At 51.3% G+C, this 24,008-nt stretch carries 22 protein-coding genes; 14 read left to right on the top strand and 8 right to left on the bottom strand.

Annotated features, from left to right (window positions below; genetic code table 11):
* Positions 1-133: 133 nt before the first annotated feature.
* Positions 134-1,246 (bottom strand): iron-sulfur cluster carrier protein ApbC, encoded by a 1,113-nt coding sequence (gene apbC, locus BS639_RS18940; RefSeq protein WP_055780334.1) that lies wholly within the window; start codon positions 1,244-1,246, stop codon positions 134-136.
* A 177-nt stretch (positions 1,247-1,423) separates the two neighbouring features.
* Here apbC and metG point away from each other — a divergent pair, with 177 nt between their 5' ends.
* The 3 genes from metG (at position 1,424) to BS639_RS18925 (ending at position 6,301) form a co-directional block, all read left to right on the top strand.
* Positions 1,424-3,454: a methionine--tRNA ligase gene (gene metG / locus BS639_RS18935; protein ID WP_084984038.1), complete on the top strand. Its 2,031-nt coding sequence runs from the start codon at positions 1,424-1,426 to the stop codon at positions 3,452-3,454.
* Between the two features lie 182 nt (positions 3,455-3,636).
* Complete coding sequence (locus BS639_RS18930; protein ID WP_072156495.1) at positions 3,637-3,981, top strand: endonuclease domain-containing protein; 345 nt, start codon at positions 3,637-3,639, stop codon at positions 3,979-3,981.
* A 1,165-nt stretch (positions 3,982-5,146) separates the two neighbouring features.
* Positions 5,147-6,301, top strand: coding sequence for an iron-containing alcohol dehydrogenase (locus BS639_RS18925; RefSeq protein ID WP_084984037.1), 1,155 nt, complete (start codon positions 5,147-5,149; stop codon positions 6,299-6,301).
* Between the two features lie 54 nt (positions 6,302-6,355).
* Here BS639_RS18925 and BS639_RS18920 read toward each other — a convergent pair whose 3' ends face one another.
* The gene (locus BS639_RS18920) at positions 6,356-7,108 is read right to left on the bottom strand and encodes an IclR family transcriptional regulator (protein WP_055780343.1); all 753 of its coding nucleotides are present in this window, start codon (positions 7,106-7,108) and stop codon (positions 6,356-6,358) included.
* Positions 7,109-7,556: 448 nt separating this feature from the next.
* Between BS639_RS18920 and BS639_RS18915 the strand changes: the two genes are divergently transcribed.
* The 6 genes from BS639_RS18915 to BS639_RS18890 all read left to right on the top strand — a co-directional run bounded on the left by BS639_RS18915 (position 7,557) and on the right by BS639_RS18890 (position 12,356).
* Positions 7,557-7,949 carry a RidA family protein gene (locus BS639_RS18915; protein WP_055780346.1) on the top strand — a complete coding sequence of 131 codons (393 nt, stop codon included), beginning with the start codon at positions 7,557-7,559 and terminating at the stop codon, positions 7,947-7,949.
* Between the two features lie 116 nt (positions 7,950-8,065).
* Positions 8,066-8,905 carry an ABC transporter substrate-binding protein gene (locus BS639_RS18910; protein WP_055780349.1) on the top strand — a complete coding sequence of 280 codons (840 nt, stop codon included), beginning with the start codon at positions 8,066-8,068 and terminating at the stop codon, positions 8,903-8,905.
* Between the two features lie 24 nt (positions 8,906-8,929).
* Entirely contained in the window at positions 8,930-9,694 is a 765-nt protein-coding gene (locus tag BS639_RS18905) for an amino acid ABC transporter permease (protein ID WP_055780352.1), read from the top strand.
* Positions 9,691-10,338 (top strand): amino acid ABC transporter permease, encoded by a 648-nt coding sequence (locus BS639_RS18900; RefSeq protein ID WP_055780354.1) that lies wholly within the window; start codon positions 9,691-9,693, stop codon positions 10,336-10,338. The genes BS639_RS18905 and BS639_RS18900 overlap by 4 nt, the downstream gene beginning before the upstream one ends.
* Entirely contained in the window at positions 10,335-11,075 is a 741-nt protein-coding gene (locus BS639_RS18895; RefSeq protein ID WP_084984036.1) for an amino acid ABC transporter ATP-binding protein, read from the top strand. Before BS639_RS18900 ends, BS639_RS18895 begins: the two co-directional genes overlap by 4 nt.
* Before the next feature lie 42 nt (positions 11,076-11,117).
* Positions 11,118-12,356 carry an amino acid deaminase gene (locus BS639_RS18890; protein ID WP_084984035.1) on the top strand — a complete coding sequence of 413 codons (1,239 nt, stop codon included), beginning with the start codon at positions 11,118-11,120 and terminating at the stop codon, positions 12,354-12,356.
* Between the two features lie 95 nt (positions 12,357-12,451).
* Here the strand turns inward: BS639_RS18890 and BS639_RS18885 are convergent, their stop codons facing one another.
* Positions 12,452-12,769, bottom strand: coding sequence for a DUF1127 domain-containing protein (locus BS639_RS18885; protein ID WP_055780364.1), 318 nt, complete (start codon positions 12,767-12,769; stop codon positions 12,452-12,454).
* Positions 12,770-12,921: 152 nt separating this feature from the next.
* Here BS639_RS18885 and BS639_RS18880 point away from each other — a divergent pair, with 152 nt between their 5' ends.
* On the top strand, positions 12,922-14,340 hold the full coding sequence (locus BS639_RS18880; protein ID WP_055780367.1) for an aminotransferase-like domain-containing protein: 1,419 nt from the start codon (positions 12,922-12,924) through the stop codon (positions 14,338-14,340).
* 68 nt (positions 14,341-14,408) lie between these two features.
* On the opposite strand, the gene BS639_RS18875 is transcribed toward BS639_RS18880, so the two are convergent.
* Positions 14,409-14,867 carry a winged helix-turn-helix transcriptional regulator gene (locus BS639_RS18875; RefSeq protein ID WP_084984034.1) on the bottom strand — a complete coding sequence of 153 codons (459 nt, stop codon included), beginning with the start codon at positions 14,865-14,867 and terminating at the stop codon, positions 14,409-14,411.
* 129 nt (positions 14,868-14,996) lie between these two features.
* Here BS639_RS18875 and BS639_RS18870 point away from each other — a divergent pair, with 129 nt between their 5' ends.
* Positions 14,997-15,788, top strand: coding sequence for an SDR family NAD(P)-dependent oxidoreductase (locus BS639_RS18870; protein WP_055780373.1), 792 nt, complete (start codon positions 14,997-14,999; stop codon positions 15,786-15,788).
* Between the two features lie 168 nt (positions 15,789-15,956).
* A complete protein-coding gene (locus BS639_RS18865) occupies positions 15,957-16,655 on the top strand; it encodes a fumarylacetoacetate hydrolase family protein (RefSeq protein ID WP_055780377.1) in 699 nt (232 codons plus the stop codon).
* Between the two features lie 93 nt (positions 16,656-16,748).
* Here BS639_RS18865 and ansP read toward each other — a convergent pair whose 3' ends face one another.
* Together ansP and BS639_RS18855 are read right to left on the bottom strand one after the other, a co-directional pair.
* Positions 16,749-18,218, bottom strand: a complete 1,470-nt coding sequence (gene ansP, locus BS639_RS18860; protein ID WP_055780381.1) for an L-asparagine permease — start codon at positions 18,216-18,218, stop codon at positions 16,749-16,751.
* A gap of 370 nt (positions 18,219-18,588) precedes the next feature.
* Positions 18,589-19,446: an SDR family oxidoreductase gene (locus BS639_RS18855; RefSeq protein ID WP_055780385.1), complete on the bottom strand. Its 858-nt coding sequence runs from the start codon at positions 19,444-19,446 to the stop codon at positions 18,589-18,591.
* Between the two features lie 163 nt (positions 19,447-19,609).
* Here BS639_RS18855 and BS639_RS18850 point away from each other — a divergent pair, with 163 nt between their 5' ends.
* The gene (locus BS639_RS18850; protein ID WP_082457419.1) at positions 19,610-20,059 is read left to right on the top strand and encodes a winged helix-turn-helix transcriptional regulator; all 450 of its coding nucleotides are present in this window, start codon (positions 19,610-19,612) and stop codon (positions 20,057-20,059) included.
* Between the two features lie 10 nt (positions 20,060-20,069).
* Here the strand turns inward: BS639_RS18850 and msrA are convergent, their stop codons facing one another.
* Both msrA and BS639_RS18840 read right to left on the bottom strand, forming a co-directional pair.
* Positions 20,070-20,615 carry a peptide-methionine (S)-S-oxide reductase MsrA gene (msrA, locus tag BS639_RS18845; protein ID WP_055780389.1) on the bottom strand — a complete coding sequence of 182 codons (546 nt, stop codon included), beginning with the start codon at positions 20,613-20,615 and terminating at the stop codon, positions 20,070-20,072.
* 166 nt (positions 20,616-20,781) lie between these two features.
* Entirely contained in the window at positions 20,782-21,993 is a 1,212-nt protein-coding gene (locus BS639_RS18840) for an MFS transporter (RefSeq protein WP_055780392.1), read from the bottom strand.
* 108 nt (positions 21,994-22,101) lie between these two features.
* Between BS639_RS18840 and BS639_RS18835 the strand changes: the two genes are divergently transcribed.
* Positions 22,102-23,040, top strand: coding sequence for a LysR family transcriptional regulator (locus tag BS639_RS18835; protein ID WP_084984033.1), 939 nt, complete (start codon positions 22,102-22,104; stop codon positions 23,038-23,040).
* Positions 23,041-24,008 lie beyond the last annotated feature (968 nt).

Here is a 24,008-nt window from a genome sequence, read left to right as displayed (position 1 = left end):
AGCAGCCTGATGGCGCTTTGATCGCGCCAATTATAGGTACAACGCGGTGATGAAGCCAGCCTTAAAGCCACTAAGCGGCTGGCTTGGTTAAATTAATCTGCAAGTGAGCGCAATTTATCCAGCTATTGCGCACTCAAAGTGCGCGGAATGCAATCTCGGTCGGAATAGCGTCACCTCGCCAGTAAAGCTGCGACGCTACTTTTGACGCCAGTTGACGGTAAATCGCCGTGAATTCGCTGTCTGGATTGGCAATGACCGTAGGCTCGCCGCGGTCGAGGTCTTCACGCAGTGAAATATGCAGCGGCATTTGCGCCAGCAGCTCACAGCGGTACTTTTCGGCCAGCTTTTGCGCGCCACCGGTGCCGAAAATAGCCTCATGATGCCCGCACTGGCTGCAAATGTGCATGCTCATGTTCTCGACGATGCCTAACACTGGAACATTAACCTTTTCAAACATCACAATGCCCTTCATGGCATCGAGCAGCGCGATGTCCTGCGGCGTAGTCACCACCAGCGCACCGGTTACCGGCACGCTTTGCGCCAGCGTAAGCTGAATGTCACCGGTTCCCGGCGGCATATCGAGGATCAGGTAATCTAAATCGGGCCAAAGCGTATCCTGAAGCATCTGCAACAGCGCCTTGCTGGCCATCGGTCCGCGCCATACCATGGCGTTTTCATCGGTGACAAGGTAACCGATGGAGTTGGTCGCCAGCCCGTGTGCTAATATTGGCGACATGTGCTGACCGTCCGGTGAGGTCGGGCGCTCATCTTCCGTACCCAGCATATTGGGAATCGACGGACCATAAATATCGGCGTCCAGCAGACCCACCTTTGCCCCTTCTGCGGCGAGCGCCAGAGCCAGATTAACTGCCGTCGTCGACTTGCCAACCCCGCCCTTGCCCGAACTGATGGCTAAAATATTGCGCACTCCCTTAATACCGGGTTTATCGTTAGCACGGCGCAGCGTGGCAATATCGTGTGAAAGACGCCAGTCAACGCTCCTCGCACCGGTTGCTCGCAGCAGTTCGGAGGTAGTCAACAGTTTGAGCTGCTCAAAACCTGACTTCCAGGCAAACGGCAGCACCAGCTCGATGTGTAGCACATTGTCGAGCAGCACACACTGATGGAGGGCTTTAATGGCGGTGAGACTTTTTTGTAGCGTAGGATGGGTAAAAGTGGCTAATACCACATTAACGGCGGCATGAAGCTCAGCGGGAGTAGCGTTCTCAGGGGATTGTGATTTCATCCCGGCTCCTTGAAATACGGATTTATTATGGAATTCAGTAACGAAGCAGTTTCTGAAAATGCTCCGCTATCTTACTGTTATAAAAATAGCATAACAGAATCCCCGTTTGTTTACGTAGGGTCGTTCTGTGAGTTAACATCGATACCCCATTCTCAAAAAAGAAAGCAAGCTCTTACTATGGCTCAAGTCGCGAAAAAAATTTTGGTAACCTGTGCACTTCCTTATGCTAACGGTTCAATTCATCTCGGACACATGCTCGAGCACATCCAGGCAGATATCTGGGTCCGTTATCAGCGAATGCGCGGCCACCAAACTCACTTCATCTGCGCCGACGACGCGCACGGCACCCCGATCATGCTTAAAGCGCAGCAGATGGGCATTGCGCCGGAGCAAATGATTGAGGAGATGAGCCAGGAACATCAGAAAGACTTTGCCGGTTTTGGTATCAGCTACGATAACTATCACTCAACGCACAGCGACGAGAACCGCGAACTGTCTACGCTGATTTATAGCCGTCTGAAAGAAAATGGCTTCATCAAGAATCGTACTATTTCTCAACTTTACGATCCTGAGAAAGGCATGTTCCTGCCCGATCGCTTTGTGAAAGGCACCTGTCCGAAATGTAAATCACCGGACCAATACGGCGATAACTGTGAAGTGTGTGGCGCAACCTACAGCCCAACCGAGCTTATTGACCCTAAATCTGCCGTTTCCGGCGCTACGCCGATCATGCGTGATTCAGAACACTACTTCTTCGATCTGCCGGAATTCAGCGCCATGCTTCAGGCGTGGACCCGCTCGGGCGCGTTGCAGGAGCAGGTTGCCAATAAAATGCAGGAGTGGTTTGAATCAGGCCTGCAGCAGTGGGACATCAGCCGCGATGCGCCATACTTCGGCTTCGAAATTCCTGATGCGCCGGGTAAATATTTCTACGTCTGGCTCGACGCGCCGATCGGCTACATGGGTTCCTTTAAAAACCTGTGCGACCGTCGCCCTGATTTGAACTTCGACGAGTTCTGGAAAAAAGACTCCACCACCGAGCTGTATCACTTTATTGGCAAGGACATCGTCTATTTCCACAGCCTGTTCTGGCCAGCAATGCTCGAAGGCAGCAACTTCCGCAAGCCTACCAACCTGTTCGTACACGGCTACGTGACGGTCAACGGCGCGAAGATGTCTAAATCGCGCGGCACCTTTATCAAGGCCAGCACGTATTTGCAGCACCTTGATGCCGACTGTCTGCGTTACTACTACGCCGCTAAGCTGTCTTCACGCATCGACGACATCGACCTAAATCTTGAAGACTTCGTGCAGCGCGTAAACGCCGACATCGTTAACAAAGTGGTCAACCTGGCCTCGCGTAATGCCGGTTTCATCAACAAGCGTTTTGACGGCGTTTTGGCCGACAAATTGGCTGACGAAGCGTTGTACAAAACCTTTACCGATGCCGCAACCAGCATCGCCGAGGCCTACAGCAGCCGTGAATCAGGTCGTGCCATTCGTGAAATCATGGCACTGGCAGACCTTGCCAACCGCTATGTTGACGAGCAGGCTCCGTGGGTGGTGGCAAAACAGGAAGGCCGCGATGCTGACCTGCAGGCAATCTGTTCAATGGGCATTAACCTGTTCCGTGTTCTGATGACTTACCTCAAGCCGGTTCTGCCTTCTTTGACCGAGCGTACCGAGGCATTTCTCAATACTGAACTGACTTGGGATGCTATCGCCCAGCCGCTGCTGAGCCATAAAGTTAACCCGTTCAAGGCGCTGTTCAACCGCATCGAGCTGGATAAGGTTACCGCAATGGTTGATGCCTCTAAAGAAGACATCGCCGCGGCCAAGGCCCCAGTGACCGGCCCATTGGCCGATGCGCCGATTCAGGAAACCATCAACTTTGACGAATTTGCCAAAGTTGATATGCGCATTGCGCTGATTGAAAGCGCTGACTTTGTGGAAGGCTCCGACAAACTGCTGCGCCTACAGCTGGATTTAGGCGGCGAGAAACGTCAGATTTTCTCCGGCATTCGCTCGGCCTATCCAGATCCAAAACTGCTTGAAGGCCGTTTAACTATCATGGTTGCCAACCTGGCACCGCGTAAAATGCGTTTCGGCATTTCTGAAGGTATGGTGATGGCTGCCGGTCCTGGCGGGAAAGAGATTTTCCTGCTCAGTCCTGACAGCGGTGCTCAGCCTGGTATGCAGGTGAAGTAAAGGCTTATACAACAAATCATGTTTAAGCCTGCCCCGGTTGAGGGCGGGCTTTTTTATGTGCTGCATAACCCGTTTAAATTTATTACATAAGCAAATCATTGTGGGCGACACATTCCACAAGCACCTCACTTCTCTTCTCATCTTCACAAATACCCGGCAGGCTTAGACTTTTGGACCTGCTCATGCCCACTGCAACTCTTTACCGAAGTCGTCAGCTACGCACCTCAATGAGTGATGCCGAACGTAAGCTTTGGAATAGGGTACGAAAACGTCAGATAATGCGTGCCAAATTCAGAAGGCAGCACATTATTGCGCCCTACATTGTGGATTTTGCCTGCATAGAACATAGCCTCATTATTGAATTGGACGGCGGGCAGCATGATGAAAGGTCTTATCGTGATGCTTTGAGGACAAAGTATTTATCCAATCTGGGCTGGCGAGTAGTTCGTTTTTGGAATTTCGAGGTTTTTGAAAATATGTCGGGCGTTCTTGATGCTATTTCTTCGTTGCTGGCACCCCCATCCTAACCTTCCCCCAAAGGGGGAAGGGATTATAATTCGCCAAGATGGGAAAACAGCGATGTTTTCACTTACCCTCTTCCATCCACTCAATCTCTCGGTTTTATCCCTTCCCCATTTTTGGGGAACGCTGGGTCTCGGTTCTATCCCTTCCCCATATTTAGGGAAGGCTAGGATGGGGATACCGCAGCGTTTCACTCACACCCTTCCATCCACTCAACCTCTAGGTTTTACCCCTTCCCCATATTTAGGGAAGGCTGGGTCTCGGTTTTATCCCTTCCCCATATTTGGGGAAGGCTAGGATGGGGATGCCGCGGCATTTTCACTCACCTCTTCCACCCACTAAATCTATCGGTTTTATCCCTTCCCCATTTTTGGGGAAGGCTAGGATGGGGATACCGCAGCGTTTTCACTCACACCCTTCCATCCACCCAATCTATCGGTGTTATCCCTTCCCCATTTTTGGGGAAGGCTAGGATGGGGATACCGCGATGTTTTCACTCACCTCTTCCACCCACTAAATCTATCGGTTTTATCCCTTCCCCATTTCTGGGGAAGGCTAGGATGGGGATACCGCAGCGTTTTCACTCACACCCTTCCATCCACCCAATCTCTCGGTGTTATCCCTTCCCCATTTTTGGGGAAGGCTAGGATGGGGATACCGCGATGTTTTCACTCACCTCTTCCACCCACTAAATCTATCGGTTTTATCCCTTCCCCATTTCTGGGGAAGGCTAGGATGGGGATACCGCAGCGTTTTCACTCACACCCTTCCATCCACCCAATCTCTCGGTGTTATCCCTTCCCCATTTTTGGGGAAGGCTAGGATGGGGATACCGCAATGTTTTCACTCACCTCTTCCACCCACTCAACCTCTCGGTTTTATCCCTTCCCCATTTTTGGGGAAGGCTAGGATGGGGATATCGCGATGTTTTCACTCACACCCTTCCATCCGCCCAATCTCTCGGTGTTATCCCTTCCCCATATTTGGGGAAGGCTAGGATGGGGATATCGCGACGTCCGGTATAGACCCTAACATTACTCTTTCAGATAAGCAGATTGTGCGGCACCCACCGTCAAACGGTGACAATTCATACCCTTGATTGTCGTATCATGGTAATCATTACGTCATTATTGCATTCAACTGCTGTGTACTCTTCCATAAGGGCAAACCATGTTTAATTTCGATTTTTACAACCCTACGCGCGTGCTGTTCGGCGTCGACCGAATCGCGGATATCGGTAAAAATATCCCTGAAAATGCCCGCGTGCTGATCACCTACGGCGGCGGCAGTGCTAAAAAATATGGCACACTGGATGAAGTACAGGCTGCATTAGGTGACCGCGTCACGTTTGAATTTGGCGGTATCGAAGTTAACCCGCATTTAGATACGCTGATGAAAGCGGTCGATATTATTAAAGAAAACAACATTGATTTTCTGCTGGCCGTGGGCGGCGGTTCAGTGGTCGACGGCACCAAGTTTATTGCTGCTGCGGCGTGCTATGAGGGTGACATTTGGCCACTGTGGGCCGCGCGTCAGCCGCTGACCGATGCGCTGCCATTGGGCTGCGTGATGACTTTGCCAGCCACTGGCTCTGAAACGAATGACGTTGCGGTGGTCACCAACACCGCACTGGGGCAGAAATCCGGCTATAGCCACCCGCTGCTGTTCCCTAAATTTGCCGTATTGGACCCGACTAAAACTTACACCCTGCCGATAACTCAGGTTGCCAACGGCGTGGTTGATGCTTTCATTCACGTTGTTGAACAGTATTTGACTTATCCAGTCTACGGAAAAGTGCAGGACCGTTTTGCCGAGGGTCTGCTGCTCACCTTAATAGAGGAAGGTCCGAAAGCGTTAAGTGACCCGCAGAACTATGACGTGCGGTCCGCCATCACTTGGTCGGCAACGCTGGCGCTAAATGGCCTGATCGGCGTGGGCGTGCCGCAGGACTGGGCCACCCACCGCATTGGTCACCAATTAACGGCACTCTACGGTATCGACCACGCTCAAACGCTGACTATTTTGCTGCCCGCCCTGCTGCAAGTGCAGCGTGACAGCAAAAAGCAGAAACTGCTGCAGTATGCGGAGCGTGTGTGGAATATTACTGCTGGAGACGACGATACCCGCATTGACGCCGCCATTGCAAAAACGCGTGAATTCTTTGAGTTAATGGGATTGAAAACGCAGCTCAGCGCGCATGGACACCCTAAAACTGCAATTGATGAAATCCTCGAAAACCTGAAGCGTTTCAACATGTTGCCGATGGGTGAGCAGCAGGATATCGACTTGGCACGTGCAAAAGAGATCCTTACGCTTAGCTACTAACTGATTAACCGGGCGGGGCCACAGTTTCGGCCCCGCCCTAATTATTGCTGTTATTTATGACAACTCGGAAAGGCGCTGCGCGGATACAATCAACTCCTGTAACAACATCTGCCTTCTTTCCATGGGCGTATCACGACTCACCATAAAGCAAAATGCCGCCACCGCCTGTCCCGCACGGGTGCGGATTGGCGCCGCCATGCAGCAGGTAAAGCTGTCGGAAAGCCCTTCGGTCAAATAATACCCCTGCGCCCCCGCGCGATGAATATCGTCAAGAAACTCCTGCTTATCGATATGGCGCCCGTTGGCGAGCACAAAATCTTCATCCGGGATTAGGGCTAGAATATCTTCTGCCGACCAATCGCCGAGCAGAAGCCTGCCCGACGCAGTCCACGGAATGGGAACTTTAACACCGATATCCGACGTTATCTTGAAAGGCTGGGCGTTGCTTTCAGAGAGCACTACCGTGTATTTGTTACCTTCAAGCATGCAAAGCTGCACCGTTTCGCCGTGTTTCGCCACCAGCTCAACCATCAGTTGATGTGAACGGCGGATCAAATCGTTATGGGTCATATAGTCCGCACCGTAATAGTGCATCTCGCGGCCGAAAAATACGTTACCTTCCGCATTCGACTCAAGCCATCCAGCTTCTGACAAAATACTCACCAGTTCGTAAATGCTCGAACGCGGCGCGCCCGTGGCGTCAATGAGTTCACGCATGCTCATCGGCTGACGCGCCTGATGCAACTGACGAAAGATATCAATCACGCGGTCCACTCCCCTCGCGCGGGGTGCGTTTTCTACCGGCATACTTACTCCCTTATTTATAAAGCCTGTCTCTTTCGTAATGAACCACATCATACACATTGTTTAATGCCGTCGGAAAGCGAATACCTTTGACAGCCTACATAATTAGCACATACAAATTTGCACCATAATAAAGCCCTTATTTAGGGCGTAAGGATAAGTATTACTAAAAGTAAAATATAGATAAAGATCACAGAAGCGTTATTTTAATCCATCCCCACAACAAAAACTTATCCACATCCCAGCTTCATTAATAAATAAAGCGCATGACCTATATTGCAAAATAAATTTCTTTATGCAAATCTAAAAACATCCAGTATCGCAGACAGTCATCTGATATACCGGACAACAGCAACACCAGGGAAAACTGTTTTTTTGATTAAATAAAAATTATAAGACTAAAAATAACCGTAGCTCAGGCTAAGAGAAAAACGTAACTCAGGAGAAACACATGTCAATTAAACGCTATGGCACCGAAGGTGGCGTAGGCACCGGCGGGCAGCGCTTGCCCTTTGCACGCGCGGTTGAAGCCGACGGCTGGTTGTATATTTCCGGTCAGACGCCTATGACAGCGGGTGAAGTGGTGGAGGGTGGCATTGTCGATCAAACCAGATTGGCCTTTGATAACTGTCTACAGATTATGCGTGAAGCCGGCTACGAGGTTAAAGACGTTGTTCACGTTACGGCGGTTTTGACCGACGCACGCTACTTCAGTTCTTTTAACAAAGTTTTTAGTGAAGTTTTTGACGGACATCCTCCAGCGAGAATTTGCAGCGTTCAAGACTTGGTGGTGGACTGTAAAGTTGAAGTCGACATGAAATGTTTTAGAGCCGACAGAAAATAATAACATCGCAACACCCGCTTTCTTTTCTCTTGATTAGCAACACGATTTATCTTTGGTCTATTGATATTTAAATTCACCAGCCGCAGACAAATTATTATTACAACGAGGGTATTGAAATGAATCATATTAAATATAAAGCGCAAACCGCCTGTATTTTTAGCGCGGTAAGTTTATTTGCTTTAATAGGTTGCACACCGACAGATTCTAAAGAGGGAAAAGCCGGTGCCGCGCCAACCTCCACACTGCAAACCGTTTTACAGCGTGGCACCTTGCGCGTTGGCGATTGCCTGAGTTTTGCCCCCTTTGGCTTCTACGATAAAGCCGGTAACCCAGACGGTTACGATGTCGATTTAGCCAAAGAGCTGGCTAAAGATATGGGCGTTAAGCTCGAAATGGTCAACACCACCAGCGCCAACCGTATTCCGAACTTGCAAACCGACAAGGTTGATGTGGTGTTCTGTAACTTCACCCGCAATCTGGACCGTGCCAAAGAAATTGGCTTCACCCAACCTTACGTGGTGGCCAGTGAGGCCCTGTTGGTCAAAAAATCCAGCGGTATCAAGTCTGCGCATGACATGAACGGTAAAACCATTGCCACGGTGAAAGGTTCCACCAACGGCGATGAAGTCCGTTCAATGAACATTAAGGTCAATATTCAGGAATATGACTCCTCACAGGCGGCAATTCTGGCGGTGAAACAGGGTCAGGCCGATGCAATGATCGAAGATAATAACTTCCTGGCATATCAGGCCAAGCTCGACCCTACCTTAATGGTTACCGATGAAGCGCTGGTACCTCTGGAATATAACGCCTTTGGTGTTAAAGCCGGCGACCAGGTATGGCTTAACTATCTCAATGAATTCCTGTTTGAAATTAATGCGTCGAAGAAAAATGCCGAGCTGTATCAAAAATGGTTTGGTACGACGCCGCATTATCCGCTGAACCCTCAGTACTAAAGTTCCTAAAGACGGAGACAGACAATGAGCTACCAATGGTTAACCCTCGCGGGCTATTTCAATACCTTTATTGAGGCGGCATGGGTAACGCTGCAAGTTACCCTGCTGGCATTTTTGCTGGCGATGATATTGGGCCTGCTGGCGGCGTTGGCTAAAGAATCCGGCTGGTCTGTCCTTCGTCTGGTCAGTCACTGCTACATCGAAGTGATAAGAAACACCCCGGTTTTGCTACAAATATTTATCGTTTTTTTCGGTTTGCCGTCATTGGGCATTGTATTAAACGCCTATACCGCCGGTGTGATAGCGCTTGGCGTGAACGTCGGCGCCTATCTGGCAGAGGTATTTCGCGCCGGTATACAGTCGGTTCCCAAAGGACAAATTGAGGCTGCAACGATATTGGGCATTAGCCGTCGACAGGTTTTTATCAACGTTATTATGCCGCAGGCTGCGCGCGCCGTGTATCCGGCGATTATTAATAATCTGATTCAGCTTTTGCTGGGCACTTCGCTGCTTTCGGCCATTGCACTTCCCGAGTTGACCGGCGTGGCGACGGTGATTAACTCCCGCACGTTGCTCTATATACAGACCTTCAGCGTGACGCTGGTCATTTATTTGTTGCTCAGCAATGCGTTCTCATTAATAGGCAATCTGTTGGGACGCCGCATGTTTAATCCTCCGCTGGTGACGCCGGTAAAAAAGTCTTCAGGGTCGGCGATAAAAACTTGGCGGGCAGGCGGTCGTGGAAAATCTTTACCCGCAAATAATCTCAAATCTGGAGACCTGCTATGAGCGATTTAATTCTTTCCAGCCTGCCGCTGCTGTTTAAAGGATTGCTGGTCACCCTGCTGCTTTCGGTGGCATCGATTATCGGCAGTACGCTGCTCGGCCTGCTGGCTGCGGTATTGCGTACCAGCAATGTTCCTGTGGGGGCACAGATTGCCCGCGTCTATACCGAACTGTTTCGCGGCACACCGGTGCTGATCACCCTGATGTTTATCTACTTCGGCGTGGCCTATTTCGGCTATGAAATAAACCTGTTTGCGGCGGGTATTTTGGGCCTGAGTATTTATCAGGGCGCCTATATCTCCGAGGTATTTCGCGCAGGAATAGAAGCCGTGCCGAAGGGCCAGTGGGAAGTCTCTCAAATTCTTGGACTGGATAAACGACAGGCGTTCTTTTCGGTGATATTGCCACAAACGCGCAAAATCGTACTGCCTCCGCTAGCTGGACAATACCTTTCACTGATTAAAGACACCTCGATTGTCAGCATGATTGGCATGTCGGAACTTATGCACCAAGGGCAGGCGATCGTTGACCGCATTGGCCAGCCGGTGGTGATTTACCTGCTGGTTGCCGCACTTTATTTCGCTATTTGCTACCCGCTTTCGCGCTGGGTTCAACACCATAATCACACCAGGAGTCAGCTGTCATGAACAACAACGCTGTCATTAGCCTAAACGGGATCACTAAATCATTCGGCAGTACCCAGGTTTTGAAAGAGATTAGCCTCGACGTAAAAGCGGGCGAAGTGTTGGTGCTGATCGGTGCATCCGGCTCAGGTAAAAGTACTGTGCTGCGCATCATGAGCGGTCTGGAAATTGCCGACGGCGGTGAAGTCTGGGTCAATCAAGTCCCGCTGCACGACGCCAAACGCGCCAAAGAGATACGCGGCCACGTCGGCATGGTGTTTCAGCAGTTCAACCTGTTCCCACATAAAACTGCGCTGGGAAATGTCACTCTGGCCCTGATTAAGGCACGCAAAATGTCTGTTTCAGAAGCCAACAGGCGCGGTATGGAGGCATTAGAACGCGTAGGTCTGGCAGAGCGCGCCAACCACTATCCCTCACAGCTTTCGGGCGGACAGCAGCAGCGCGTGGCGATTGCACGTGCGCTCGCGGTGGAACCCAAAATCATGTTCTTTGACGAAGCGACCTCGGCCCTCGACCCTGAGCTAGTGGGTGAAGTGACTGAAGTTATGCGCGGATTGGCGCGCGACGGCATGACTATGGTGGTGGTTACCCATGAAATGGGCTTTGCTCGCAAAACCGCCGACCGCGTGGTGTTTATGGACAAAGGCGTGATTGCTGAACAGGGTGCGCCGGAGCAAATCTTTGTGGATCCGCAGAACCCACGCACGCAGCAGTTTTTATCACGCGTGCTGGAACACTGATTCACTCCAGACTCATTGCATCCTCGCTATTTGGAAATAACTATGCACAAAGACATTTTGCCGATGCTCTATAAGTCCGTTGCCGGTGACGGCACTGCCCCGCTGCCGATGGGGACGTCAGTACTGGCCTCCCACGAGGTTTTTTCGCCGCTGATGGTGATGAAACAAAGCGCCATGCGACATAACCTAGCCAGCATGACCGCATATTGTCGACAACACGGCGTTCGTCATGCCGCGCACGGCAAAACGTCGATGTCACCACAAATCTTACGCGCCGCCGTAGCAGCCGGAGCTTGGGGTATTTGTGCGGCCACGCCAGCGCAGGTACGCGCGTTGCGCACATTTGGTATTGAAAAGGTTTTTTTGGCCAACGAGTTGGTCGATACTGCCGGTATTCGCTGGATAGCAGAATACCAACGCGATAATCCCGGAAGCGAGTTTATTTGCTACGTCGATTCACTGGCTGGGGTGGCACTGCTTGATGAAGTGATTGCTGAGGTGGGGAGCCGTCTTTGCGTACTGGTCGAGATTTCTGTGCCTGGTGGTCGCACCGGTTGCCGCAGCCTGAGTGAGGCGGTGGCTATTGCCAAAGCAGTCAATGACAGCCCGTATTTGCACCTTACGGGCGTTGCGGGCTATGAGGGCGCGATTGCAGGCGATCGCAGCGAGGCGTCACTTGCGGCGGTAAGGCATTACTGTGCCACAATGATTGCCGCGGCGGAAGCGATTGACGCCGAACAGCTTTTTCCCGCCGGAGAAGTATTATTAAGCGCCGGCGGCGGTACTTTCTTTGATATCGTGGTTGAATCATTTTCGGGTGTACAACTTAGTCAGCCGAGCGTGACACTGATCCGCTCAGGTGCGTATATGGCCCACGACGACGGCCTTTATGCGCGCATTGCCCCCTTTGCCCAGCCTAACGCCGACTACAGCTTTCAATCGACGCTGGAAATTTGGGGCCGCGTACTGTCTCGTCCTGAGCCGGAGTTAGCGATTTTAGACTTCGGCCGCCGCGATGTGCCGTTCGATCAGGACCTGCCGCTGCCGCATTTTTTCCGCGACCGCGATGGGTCAAATCCGCGCTCGGCCTCTGAAGGTGTGATTACTGCGGTTAACGATCAACACGCCTATCTGCGTATTCCTGCGGCGCTGCCTTTAGCGGTGGGAGACTGGGTCGGCTGTGGAATTTCGCATCCGTGCACGGCTTTTGACAAGTGGCGTTATCTGCCGCTGATTGACGATGATTATCGCTGTGTAGGAGAGGTGACGACTTTCTTTTAGATGAAAGATTTGAAACGCCTATTCCTCCGGCTTCAGTTTTAATCCCTTCCCCGCTTTTTTCTGCGCGGGAAGGGCTAAAATGCGAGAGCACACTGTCACTTCGGCCAGTTGGGCCATACTTTACGGTTATCATCCCGATTACCGTACAGTTTATCGACGTCGACGCACGACAGGCCAATGTCTTTCAACTGACTGCTGTTTAGCCCGCGCAGGATCTTCACTGTCTGGCGACGTTCATGCCAGTTATTCAACGCTCTGAAAAACATTGTCCAAACGCCTTGCTTCTCTTTTATATCAATCGTATTGCCCGTGTTATCCGCGCCGTCTTCACCACCCGAATGAATATTAACTTCTACCGCTGCGGGCGCTACACGTTGGCCCGTAAATTGGTCACTCTCATAGATTCTTTTCATTTTGACGCCTCCTGTTAACCCTGAACATAGGATCTAACAACGCCAACAAACAATACAGACTCAGTTTTTAATTAATTTAACCGTACAGTTCTAGCCATAGACACAGATTTAGGCGTAGATTAACGTCATCTGTACTGCAATTAGGTGTAACCATGAATCGCTACGAACATTTAGCCCAGGTATTAGGTGAACGAATTGAGCAAGGTTTATATCCTGCCGGGCAGCGCCTGCCTTCGGTAAGAACCTTAAGCACAGAGCACGGCGTGAGTGTCAGCACCGTGCAGCAGGCCTACCGATCGCTGGAGGACCGTTATCTGGTCGAGGCTCGTCCCAAATCCGGCTATTTCGTTTCTACCCGCAAGCATCTCGCTGCCCTGCCCGCCGTGTGCCGCACGCCGCAGCGTCCGGTGGATATCTCGCAGTGGGACTTAGTGATGGGTCAAATTACCAGCCGTGTGATCCCCGGCATGGTGGCATTGGGCGGTGGAACGCCAGACCTCACACTCACCAGCCTAAGGCCGCTAAACCGGGCGATGGCACGCGTGGCGCAGCGCACCGACAACAGCATGCTGTATTACGACATTATTGAGGGTTCGAAAGAGCTGCGTGACCAAATTGCGCGCCTGATGATTGACAGCGGTAGCCATATCGACGCCGAAAACCTGGTCATTACCACCGGCTGTCACGAAGCGCTCTCTATTGCCATTCGTTCTGTCTGTGAAGTCGGAGACATTGTGGCGGTGGACTCGCCGAGTTTTCACGGCGCGATGCAAACCTTAAAAGGTTTCGGCATGAAAGCGCTGGAGATACCAACCGATCCGATTACCGGCATTAGCATTGAAGCGCTGGAGCTGGCACTCGAACAGTGGCCGATTAAGGCAATACAGCTCACGCCGACCTGTAATAATCCCTTGGGTTACAACATGCCCGACGATCGTAAAAAAGCGCTGCTGCGTCTGGCACAGTGCTACGACATCGCTATCATTGAAGACGACGTTTACGGTGATTTGGCCTACCAATACCCACGCCCCGCTACCATCTACTCCTTCGATGACGACGGCCGCGTGCTGCTGTGTAGCTCGTTTTCGAAAACGGTGGCTCCTGGTCTGCGGGTCGGTTGGATAGCGCCGGGCCGGTATCGCGACCGCGCTATTCACATGAAATATATCAGCACCGGCAATACTGCCACGCAGCCGCAGCTAGCGATGGTCGACTTTATCGAGGAAGGACATTATCAGGCACATCTGCGCCGGGTCCGTAATCAGTATCAGCAAAATCTGTGCGTGATGACCAACTGGGTCATGCAGTATTTTCCACAGGGCGTGCGGGTCAGCCGACCGCAGGGCGGTTTTTTACTGTGGATAGAGCTTGACGAGAAAATTGATACCCAAAGACTCAATCGGATACTTGAACCCGAAAAGATTCAAATTGCCGTCGGATCAATTTTTTCAGCCTCGGGCAAGTACCGCAACTGTATGCGCATCAACTATGCGCGACTCGATGAAAACATTGACCAACAGGCCATTAAACGCGTCGGAGAGAGGGTTCACCAACTCATGGAAAACGGTTAGCCATTTCCCCCGCTCTAGGGAAACAATAAAAGCTGAGTAAAAACTGATATCAGGATTTTAAGACGGATTCAGTTTTTACTCACAGATTTTCCAGGAATGACCTGAATATCTTCGGCAGTCAGCGTGCGGCCGTCCTGCGCATGCAGTTTTATGGTCGCGATAGGCTGCTGATGCAGTGTGTCCACTGCGCGGCTGCAGGCCTCATTTTCAGCAAAAAGATAGTGATTGCCCCACTGCCCCAGCGCAATCAGTATCGGGTAGAGGTCTTTGCCCTTTTGGGTAAGCCTATATTCCTGATACGCCGAACCGTCGGAAGCCGGTCCTATATCCAAAATCCCCTCAGCCACCAGCGCTTTTAGCCGCGTACTCAGTATATTTTTAGCCGCACCCAAACTGCGCTGAAATTCGCTGAAGCGCCTGATACCGCCGAGCGCGTCGCGCACGATAAGCAACGTCCACCAATCGCCAATCAAATCAAGTGAACGCGCTACCGGACAAACGTTGTCGTTAAAACTGGTGCGTTTCATTTATCACTCCGTGCTGCTAAAAGGGCTAAAAGTGCAATCTGGTTGCATTATAAAACCTCTAATGATAAAAATCATTCAGTTTAATAATGAAACCACATTCCCTGTCTACATTTTAAAGAGGATTGCAACATGAGCCAGACAACCGCAGCCAAACCCTTAGCATTAGTCACCGGCGCATCAACTGGAATAGGGGCCACCTACGCAGCAAGACTCGCCGATCGCGGTTATGACCTCATTTTAGTCGCTCGCGACGGCGCTAAAATGGAAAAACTTGCTGCCGAACTCAGTGTCAAAACCGGGGTTGACGTTCGCGTGTTCCCTGCCGACCTGACCGATTCCGCCAGCTTGAAAAGCCTTGAACAGCTGATCCGTGATACCCCAGCGATTTCGCTGCTCGTCAACAACGCAGGCTCCACGCTGCCGGGTAAATTTAATGACTCAGACGCCGATGCCATCGACGGGTTAATCCGCCTGAACGTTAATTCACTGGCCCGACTGTCACGTGTGGCGCTTGATGGCCTGCAAAAACACCCACAAGGCGCAATCATCAACATTGCCTCAGTGCTGGCCTTGGCCCCTGAAATCAGCGGTCCGGTTTATGCCGCCAGCAAAGCCTTTGTGTTAGCGTTTACCCAGTCGCTACAGGTGGAGTTGGCCGACAGCGGCGTTTATTTCCAGGCAGTCTTACCCGCGGCAACGCGCACGGACATCTGGGAAAAGGGCGGCAAAAATGTTGATGATATTCAAGGCGTGATGGAAGTCGGCGAGCTTGTTGACGCCGCGCTGGCAGGCTTCGATAAAAAAGAACGGGTCACTATTCCGCCGCTACAGGATGAAAACAAATGGCTGGCGCTGGATAACGCCCGTAAAGCGCTGTTGCCTGAGTTTTTACAAAGCCACGCAGCACCGCGCTACCGTTAACAAATAGCGGATGAAGTGTGGGCGTATCCCTGAATAATCAATCACGGGGCTCGATGCATGCATCGGGTCCCGTTGCATGTGATTAGCACTCTGAGTACATTGGATAAACTTATTCGCAGCACTTTTTGACCGTCCGTTTATTATCAATCAACAAATGGCAGAGTGAAAATGACTGAATTCGTTATCCCCGCACCACAACCCGCTTCATTGGCTGTTAGTGGTCAAGATGCCCGATTCCCCCTTCGCCGCGTATACTGCGTTGGCCGCAATTATTCCGAACACGCCCGTGAAATGGGCCACGACCCCGACCGCGAGCCGCCGTTCTTTTTCGCTAAACCGGCCGACGCGGTAATTCCTGCACAGGGCGAAGTGCCTTATCCCACCCTGACCTCTGACCTGCACCATGAAGTTGAGCTGGTGGTTGCCATTGGCAAAGGCGGCAAAAACATTGCCGCCGAGCAGGCGCTTGATCACGTTTGGGGTTATGCGGTGGGTGTGGATTTAACACGCCGTGACCTACAGGCCGTCGCCAAAAAGATGGGTCGCCCGTGGGACTTTGCCAAAGGCTTTGATGCCTCTGCGCCGACGATTGCGCTACTGCCGGTCAGTAAGGTGGGTCATCCCGCACAGGGTAAAATTTGGCTCAACGTTAACGGTGAGCCCCGTCAAGCTGGCGATCTGAACGATCAGATTTGGCCGGTAGCCGACGTCATTAGCTCTCTTTCGCAGGCCGTCGAGCTCAAAGCGGGTGACTTGATTTATACCGGCACGCCAGCAGGAGTGGGCGCGATCAACCCAGGCGACACGGTGACCGGCGGCATCGAAGGCGTCGGTGAGTTTAGCTTTACGCTGGGCGCTAAACCTTAGTTTTACTGGGTAGACATAAGATTAGACATAATATTGTGAGAGACAAAAACGGCCACCTCAAAAGGCGGCCGTTTTTGAAAACACCGACCGTACTTATTTGGTATCAAAACTCTCGGCGTGTTCCTGCTCCAGCGCTTTAACTTCTTTAGCGCGGTTGCGCAGGCCAAACCAACCAAACACCAGCAGAATAACCAGCAGGGGGATCGTCGCCACGGTGTAGGTGCCGTTTGGATAGTCAAACGCCATCAGCACCAGTACGCTGCCCAAGAACAACAGTGTCAGCCACGAGGTGAACGGTGCGCCCGGCATCTTGAAGGAGACCTCTTTCGCCTTGCCTTCTTTTATTGCCTTGCGCAGTTTCATCTGGCAAACCACGATAAAGCCCCACGAGCTCAGAATACCCAAAGATGCGATATTCAGAACGATTTCAAACACCTGTGACGGCACGTAGTAGTTCAGCACCACGCCAATGATGTAAATCGCCACGGTCACCAAAATACCGGCGTACGGCACCTGCTGCTTGCTCATTTTTGACATGAACTTAGGAGCAGAACCGCCCATCGACAGCGAGCGCAGAATGCGGCCGGTGGAATACAGACCCGAGTTCAGGCTTGACAGCGCCGCGGACAGCACCACGATATTCATGATGGTGCCGATGTAAGGCACACCCAACTTGCTAAAGAAGGTCACAAACGGACTCTGACCTGCCTGATAAGCATTCCACGGCAGCAGCAGCACCAACAGCACCACTGAGCCAACGTAGAACAGGGCGATACGCCAAATAACGCTGTTAATCGCCTTCGGCAGGATCTTTTCAGGCTCTTTGGTTTCACCGGCGGCGGTCCCCACCAGCTCGATGGCTGCAAAGGCGAAGACCACACCCTGCACCAACACCAGCGCAGGCAGCAGACCGTGTGGGAAAATCCCGCCGTTGTCGGTTATCAGATGCAGACCGGTCGGCTGACCTGCCAGCTCTTTACCGGTGCCGAGGAACACCACGCCGACAATCAGGAAGATAGCAATCGCCGCCACTTTAATAAGCGCAAACCAGAACTCCATTTCGGCGAACCACTTCACGCCAATCATGTTCATGGTCGCCACTATCGCCAACGCTGCAAGTGCAAACATCCACTGTGGTACGTCGCCAAAAGTGCCCCAATAGTGCATATACAGCGCCACGGCGGTGATATCGACAATGCCCGTCATTGCCCAGTTAAGGAAATACATCCAACCGGCGACATAAGAAGCCTTTTCACCCAAAAACTCACGGGCGTAGGAAACGAAGCTGCCGCTGGTTGGGCGGTGTAAAACCAGTTCGCCCAGCGCGCGCAGAATAAAGAATGAGAATATACCGCAGACCAGATAAACCAGCGCCAGCGCAGGACCGGCCATTTGCAGACGCGCACCGGCGCCCAAAAACAGACCGGTACCAATAGAGCCCCCGATAGCAATCATCTGAACCTGACGATTGCCCATACTCTTGTGATAACCTTCCTCGTGAGAATCCAGCCAACGCCTTTTGGCTGCGTGTTTTTCTTCCGCAGTTTTTTTATGTCGTTTCATTTCTTACCTGTTCTCCAAAAGAATTCTTCCACGCCCAGCCTTCAACATGAGCAAACGATTGCAATTGCTGACGCCTTTCGTGGCTTTTCGCCACTGTATTATTCTTGACCTGCCGAGGTTAACGAGGAGTTAAAACCGGCAACGGCGGAAGATGCTACCCTATTCTCTTGGAGCGTGGCAAAAAAAACCTCATTTTAAATCGTTATAATTCGCGTAATCAGTACAATATTTTGCCTTCTCGCGCATTTATTAAACAAAACGACCACAAACATCCTGAGGATGCTTGTGATCTGTTTCAAATTTCCAAAAATAAGCGACTAAAAATACGCTGTAATTTTCACCAAGGCGTTATCTATCTCTCATTCTTGAATCAGAGTGAAGCCAAAGTGTCGGCAATCACCACTTTATAGTCAGTTGTCGGGCGACCAATCAGTTTGCTGAGGGTATGACTGTCGTCAAACAGCCCACCTTTGCTGACACCCACGTCGGAATCAGCCAACATCAGCGACAGCACCTCAGGCAGACCGGCAGCTATCAGCGCCTGAGCAAAATCACTTTCCGGGAGATTGACATAGTCCACGCTTTTACCCGACTGGCGTGCAATTTCCGCGACAAACTCGGCCAAGGAGTAGGAGGTGTCCCCCGCCAACTCGTAAATTTTACCGGCCTGCTCGTCGAGCACCAGCGCGGCGGCGGCGGCCTCGGCGTAGTCAATACGCGCCGCCGAGGCAATGCGGCCCTCGCCGGCTGAGCCAATAAACGCGTTATGCGCCAGCGCCGGAGCAATGCTGGCAGCATAGTTCTCGGTATACCAGCCGTTGCGCAGTACCACTACCGGCAGGCCAGATCCCGCGAGCGCCGCTTCGGTCGCCCGATGATCCGCGCCAAGGCCAAGCGGGCTGCTGTCGGCGTGCAGCAGGCTAGTGTAAGCCAGCAGTTTAACGCCCGCTCTTTGGGCCGCATCAATGACGACCTGATGTTGTACCTGACGCTGGCCCATCTCGTTTGAGGAAATAAGCAGGACCTTATCCACGCCATTAAACGCGGCATCAAGCGTATCTGGCTGGGCATAGTCCGCTTTACGCACCACTACGCCGAGGTCAGCCAAGTCTTGGGCTTTTTCTGGACTGCGAACGGCTGCAATAATTTGGTCGGCAGGCACGGTTCTCAGCAGAGCGTTAATCACCAAACGGCCAAGTTGGCCGGTAGCACCGGTAATTGCGTACATAGTTATTCTCCAATGTGTGGTTGTAGCGAATGAACAGCAGTGAGTTAATAAGTAGTTAAGGAACAGCCGATAATGGTGCTCACTCGGCTTCGCTTGACCCCATGCTATGCGTTATACTAACTTTATGTAAGTACGCACCCTTTAGTTAGTATGGAAAAAAATGATGAATAAAACGTCTATCGATATAACCAACGGAAATAATGCGCCAATTGAGCAACCTACGTCAGAACTCTCTTTTGTAGAGCAGGTACGACGCGGTGAGTTGATGAGTGCAAACTGCCCTTCGCGCGAAGTTTTGCGCCATATCACCAGTCGTTGGGGGCTGTTGGTACTTATTTCATTAAGCGAAGAAACTTTGCGATTCAGTGAGTTGCGTAGGAGAATTGGCGGCGTGAGCGAAAAAATGCTGGCTCAAACGCTACAGTCGCTGGAGGATGACGGCTTTATCGACCGCGTGTCTTATCCGGTAGTTCCGCCACACGTGGAGTACAGCCTGACGCCGTTAGGCATTGAAGTGAAAGAGCAGGTTACTGGCTTAGCCGAGTGGCTTGAGAGCAACCTGCATCGTATTCTGAAGCAGCGCAAACCCCGTGAGGCCGCGCTGCAAGAATAATGGCTTAGGCTTACTGCGCCTGCAAAGATTTAGTGCGGTTGGCAAAGCTTTTACGCAATTTCTGCAATTTCGGCGGGATCACTGCCATGCAGTAACCGTTGCGCTGCCCTGCTCCGTCCCAATAATCCTGATGATAGTTCTCGGCAGGATACCAGGTTGCCAGCGGCTCGATGGTGGTGACCACCGGTTGGACGTTGTCTTCCTGCGCGCGCACAATGGCAGCTTCGGCTTGCACTTTCTGCTGTTCGTTTAGCGGAAAAATAGCTGAACGATACTGGGTGCCGATGTCATTACCCTGGCGGTTTAACTGCGTAGGATCATGAGTGGCAAAGCTGATGTCCAGCAGATCGCCATAGTTGAGTTTATCGGCGTCAAAGCCGATACGGATAGCTTCTGCATGACCGGTTTCTCCTGAACACACTTGCTCATAGGTCGGGTTCTCGGTTAAACCGCCGATGTAGCCGCTCTCAACCGTTTCAACGCCGATAACGTCTTTAAAGACTGCTTCCGTACACCAGAAACAGCCGCCTGCCACGATTGCGTATTCGATAGTCATTGTTTTCTTCCTCTTCTAAAGCACTGTGGTGATGCCACCTTGCCCACAGGCTACACTTTTAAAGTAATTTGAACCAGTAGCTCGGTGAGCAGTGTGTGCTTTATTAAAATCGAGCTTCATTAACCTTAAGCCTAAGAAGATTTTGGCCCGTTGGAAGAAATCAAGCTTAGACTCTTCGACTCATCACCCTCACCAGCAGACTGCCCGCGCCTGCCAGCGTGGCCAATGCCACGACGCCCTGCCATCCTGCTAACTCTAGCGCTTTACTGCCCAAGGCAGATCCGACGGCCATACCGATAAACACCACGGTAAACAGCAGCGCGTTAAGACGGCCGCGCGCGGCAGGTTCTAACCCATAAACCAGCGTCTGATGAGAAACCAGCGTAGCCTGTACGCCAAGGTCGAAACCCACGGCGCTAAGCACGATCAAAACCAGTTGAGCATGGGGTGAAAGCAACGGCAGTAAAAACATCGCGGCAAACGATACCATAACCAACGCAGAGCCTAACTGCGTGACCTTCGCTGGCCCCTGTCGGTCGGCCAACTTGCCTGCCAGCGGCGCGGCCAGCGCACCGGCGGCACCCGCCAGTCCGAACGCCCCCGCCACGCCACTGCCCAAGTGGTAGGTTTCATTAAGCATGATTGCCAATGTTGACCAAAATGCGCTAAATCCTACGGAAAGCAGCCCCTGCGACAGCGCTGCCCGACGCAGTGTTTTATAACGTAACCATAAATGACGCATCGACAGCAGCAGCGCCGTATAGCTCATGTCGGTGCCAGGCGTAAAGCGCGGCAACACCCGCCACAGCGCGAATCCTACCAGCGCAACGCTAACCGCCGCCAATTGGTACATCGCCCGCCAGCCAAAACATTCTGCCACCACGCCGCTGACCACGCGTGAGAGCAATATTCCCACCAGTAAACCGGTCATGACCGTACCGACGGTTTTGCCCCTCTGAGCGGCAGGCGCGAGTGCGGCCGAGGCAGGCACAATGTCCTGCGCCAGGGTTGCCGCCACGCCAATCAGCAGGCTGGTCAACAGTAGACTGTGGATCCCCGGCGCAAATCCGCACATTAATAGCGCTACGGTCAACAGAAAGCTTTTCAATAAAATGATGCTACGTCGGTCAAAACGGTCACCGAGCGGGATAAGAAACAAAATACCCAGCGCGTAGCCTATTTGGGTGAGCGTCGGCACCATACCGGTTTCACTGACGGTGGCATTAAGACTCGGTCCCATAATGCCCAGCATCGGCTGGCTGTAATAGAGAGAAGCCACACTCAGGCCAGCTCCCACCGCCAGGGTAAAAACCATTTTTCCGGGAAGTGCGGCTGTGTCCGCTAAATCCAAATTTTGGGTGTTTTGCAATTCAGACATGCTGGATCCTTGAGGTCATATTTATAGGTCTGGAAACTGCGGCTATAGTAGCCGGGACGACATTCTGTGGTAGCCACCGGAAAGGTAAAACTGTTATACGTATGACGTATGAATAAAACATTCCAAAGCGGCATTGACCGCATAGACCTGATGCACACCTTTATACGCATCGTGGAAAGCGGCAGTCTTTCGGCCGCCGCACAGCAAATGCAGACCAGCCAACCTACCGTCAGTCGAAGATTGCAGGCGTTGGAGCGAATGCTGGGCGCAAAACTTATCCTGCGTACCACCCACGCCATGAAGCTCACCGACGACGGCCAACGCTGTTTTCGTCATGCAAAACTGCTGATTGAACGCTGGAATGCGCTTGAAGATGAACTGCGAGGTGCAAGTGACGAGCCTGAGGGTGTGCTGCGCGTGCGTGCACCACATGCGTTTGGTCAGGACCAGCTCATTACGCCGTTGACCGAGTACCTACAGCGCTACCCCAACATGTCGGTTGACTGGATGCTGAACGACCGCTCACCAGATTTTATCGCCGAGCACATTGACTGTGCAATTCAGGTAGGTGAAATCACTGACCCGTCAATGGTGGCCGTGCTGCTTGCCGAAGTGCCGCGTATTGTCATTGCCTCACCCGCCCTGCTGACTCGCTTTCCTGAGATTGAAAAAATCAGCGATCTTACCGGGCTACCTTGGATTGCGCTCAGCACCTATTACCGCAATGAGGTCACCCTGCGCCATGAAGCCACTAATGAAAACGTCCACTTTAATATCGTACCCAAAATGAGCACCGACAGTCTTTATGCCGCACGCAAAGCGGCAGAAGCAGGATTAGGCGCAGCCATTATCTCGGCGTGGATTGTTAAGGAAAATATTGCTGATGGCAGTCTGGTGAATATATTGCCGCAGTGGCGGGCCAAGCCGTTGCCAGTTTATCTGGTTTACCCCTATGCCAGTTACTATCCTGCACGGCTGTTAACGTTTTTGGCGCTAATTCGTAAAGTCATGCCGGTACTCAGTGGAACTCAACCCGCAGGTAAATGAAAACCATTGAAATGTTATATTATAACGCACGATAGCGAAATAGTTGGGATCCGCATTATTGCTTATTCTGCTTTGCTTATTCATTTGCCGTTCTCCCACGCGCAGCGCACTCCATCCCCCCGCTATTTTTGTTCGAAACGTAAACACGTAAATAGTGTCACCATGCCACCTAGACGAAAATTAAACGTAATCTTAATGAATCATTAATACTCTTATTATTTTTGACTACGTAGAAATTTAATTGCGACATACGTGACTATTAGTTTAGAGAAGAAATTAATTTATACTGCGAAAAGCGATAAGAGCGGGATAAAGTACAAAAAACTTCCGCTGCTGCGTTCTGAATTACCTAACGCGTAATAAAATGACGGGTGTGATTATCTAAGAAATCTCTCAACTTCCCTTACCGCCCCATCTGCCAAGGCTGCTTAGCCAATTTATCCATAAGAAACGCTGATTGCGGGCCATTAATTTTAGCCATAAAATGCCTTTTTTACGGCAAATGCATGGTTATCTTAGAGAAAAACCTTAGTTTAAAACTCATTAAGGTGTTGCGAATTCACAACAATCGTTATATATATACCTAAACTTTGTGCCATGGACAGGTCTCAAAAAGATGCGATTAAAAAACCTTGAAAAACATAGCGTTTTAGTTAAAAAATACGCTAGCTGAGTCACTCTCAAATTGATATGATGCGCGAATTAGGATTCTTCCTAGTTGTACATTTAGCCGACAATGTGAGGAGTCGTTTAGCGCTGAAAGCTGTTGTTAAGGGACTCTTAAGTTGAAAACCCTCAGAAACGGCCCTCTCCATGCGTGAAAATACTGAAAAGAACCTTCATAAGCACATAATCAATATTCTTTCTTTGCGTCGAAAAAAAATAACGACTCACGCAAGCAAGATATTTTGAAGTACCTATCATTTATATAATGCTCCTTATATAAATATGAAAATGTAGATTTCAGG

Source organism: Rouxiella silvae (assembly GCF_002093625.1).
In the GTDB taxonomy this organism is placed as follows: domain Bacteria; phylum Pseudomonadota; class Gammaproteobacteria; order Enterobacterales; family Enterobacteriaceae; genus Rouxiella; species Rouxiella silvae.
Note: the sequence above shows the minus strand (reverse complement) of the source record. Positions and strands in the feature narration are given on the sequence as shown.

Excerpts from the sequence above, each read along its gene's own strand:
- BS639_RS18870 (WP_055780373.1), top strand. The coding sequence starts at position 14,997 with ATGAGCCAGACAACCGCAGCCAAACCCTTAGCATTAGTCACCGGCGCA.
- BS639_RS18875 (WP_084984034.1), bottom strand. The coding sequence starts at position 14,867 with ATGAAACGCACCAGTTTTAACGACAACGTTTGTCCGGTAGCGCGTTCA.
- BS639_RS18880 (WP_055780367.1), top strand. The coding sequence starts at position 12,922 with ATGAATCGCTACGAACATTTAGCCCAGGTATTAGGTGAACGAATTGAG.
- BS639_RS18835 (WP_084984033.1), top strand. The coding sequence starts at position 22,102 with ATGAATAAAACATTCCAAAGCGGCATTGACCGCATAGACCTGATGCAC.
- BS639_RS18905 (WP_055780352.1), top strand. The coding sequence starts at position 8,930 with ATGAGCTACCAATGGTTAACCCTCGCGGGCTATTTCAATACCTTTATT.
- BS639_RS18895 (WP_084984036.1), top strand. The coding sequence starts at position 10,335 with ATGAACAACAACGCTGTCATTAGCCTAAACGGGATCACTAAATCATTC.
- BS639_RS18925 (WP_084984037.1), top strand. The coding sequence starts at position 5,147 with ATGTTTAATTTCGATTTTTACAACCCTACGCGCGTGCTGTTCGGCGTC.
- ansP (WP_055780381.1), bottom strand. The coding sequence starts at position 18,218 with ATGAAACGACATAAAAAAACTGCGGAAGAAAAACACGCAGCCAAAAGG.
- BS639_RS18910 (WP_055780349.1), top strand. The coding sequence starts at position 8,066 with ATGAATCATATTAAATATAAAGCGCAAACCGCCTGTATTTTTAGCGCG.
- apbC (WP_055780334.1), bottom strand. The coding sequence starts at position 1,246 with ATGAAATCACAATCCCCTGAGAACGCTACTCCCGCTGAGCTTCATGCC.
- BS639_RS18915 (WP_055780346.1), top strand. The coding sequence starts at position 7,557 with ATGTCAATTAAACGCTATGGCACCGAAGGTGGCGTAGGCACCGGCGGG.
- BS639_RS18890 (WP_084984035.1), top strand. The coding sequence starts at position 11,118 with ATGCACAAAGACATTTTGCCGATGCTCTATAAGTCCGTTGCCGGTGAC.
- BS639_RS18840 (WP_055780392.1), bottom strand. The coding sequence starts at position 21,993 with ATGTCTGAATTGCAAAACACCCAAAATTTGGATTTAGCGGACACAGCC.
- BS639_RS18855 (WP_055780385.1), bottom strand. The coding sequence starts at position 19,446 with ATGTACGCAATTACCGGTGCTACCGGCCAACTTGGCCGTTTGGTGATT.
- metG (WP_084984038.1), top strand. The coding sequence starts at position 1,424 with ATGGCTCAAGTCGCGAAAAAAATTTTGGTAACCTGTGCACTTCCTTAT.
- BS639_RS18865 (WP_055780377.1), top strand. The coding sequence starts at position 15,957 with ATGACTGAATTCGTTATCCCCGCACCACAACCCGCTTCATTGGCTGTT.
- BS639_RS18885 (WP_055780364.1), bottom strand. The coding sequence starts at position 12,769 with ATGAAAAGAATCTATGAGAGTGACCAATTTACGGGCCAACGTGTAGCG.
- BS639_RS18920 (WP_055780343.1), bottom strand. The coding sequence starts at position 7,108 with ATGCCGGTAGAAAACGCACCCCGCGCGAGGGGAGTGGACCGCGTGATT.
- BS639_RS18900 (WP_055780354.1), top strand. The coding sequence starts at position 9,691 with ATGAGCGATTTAATTCTTTCCAGCCTGCCGCTGCTGTTTAAAGGATTG.
- BS639_RS18930 (WP_072156495.1), top strand. The coding sequence starts at position 3,637 with ATGCCCACTGCAACTCTTTACCGAAGTCGTCAGCTACGCACCTCAATG.
- msrA (WP_055780389.1), bottom strand. The coding sequence starts at position 20,615 with ATGACTATCGAATACGCAATCGTGGCAGGCGGCTGTTTCTGGTGTACG.
- BS639_RS18850 (WP_082457419.1), top strand. The coding sequence starts at position 19,610 with ATGAATAAAACGTCTATCGATATAACCAACGGAAATAATGCGCCAATT.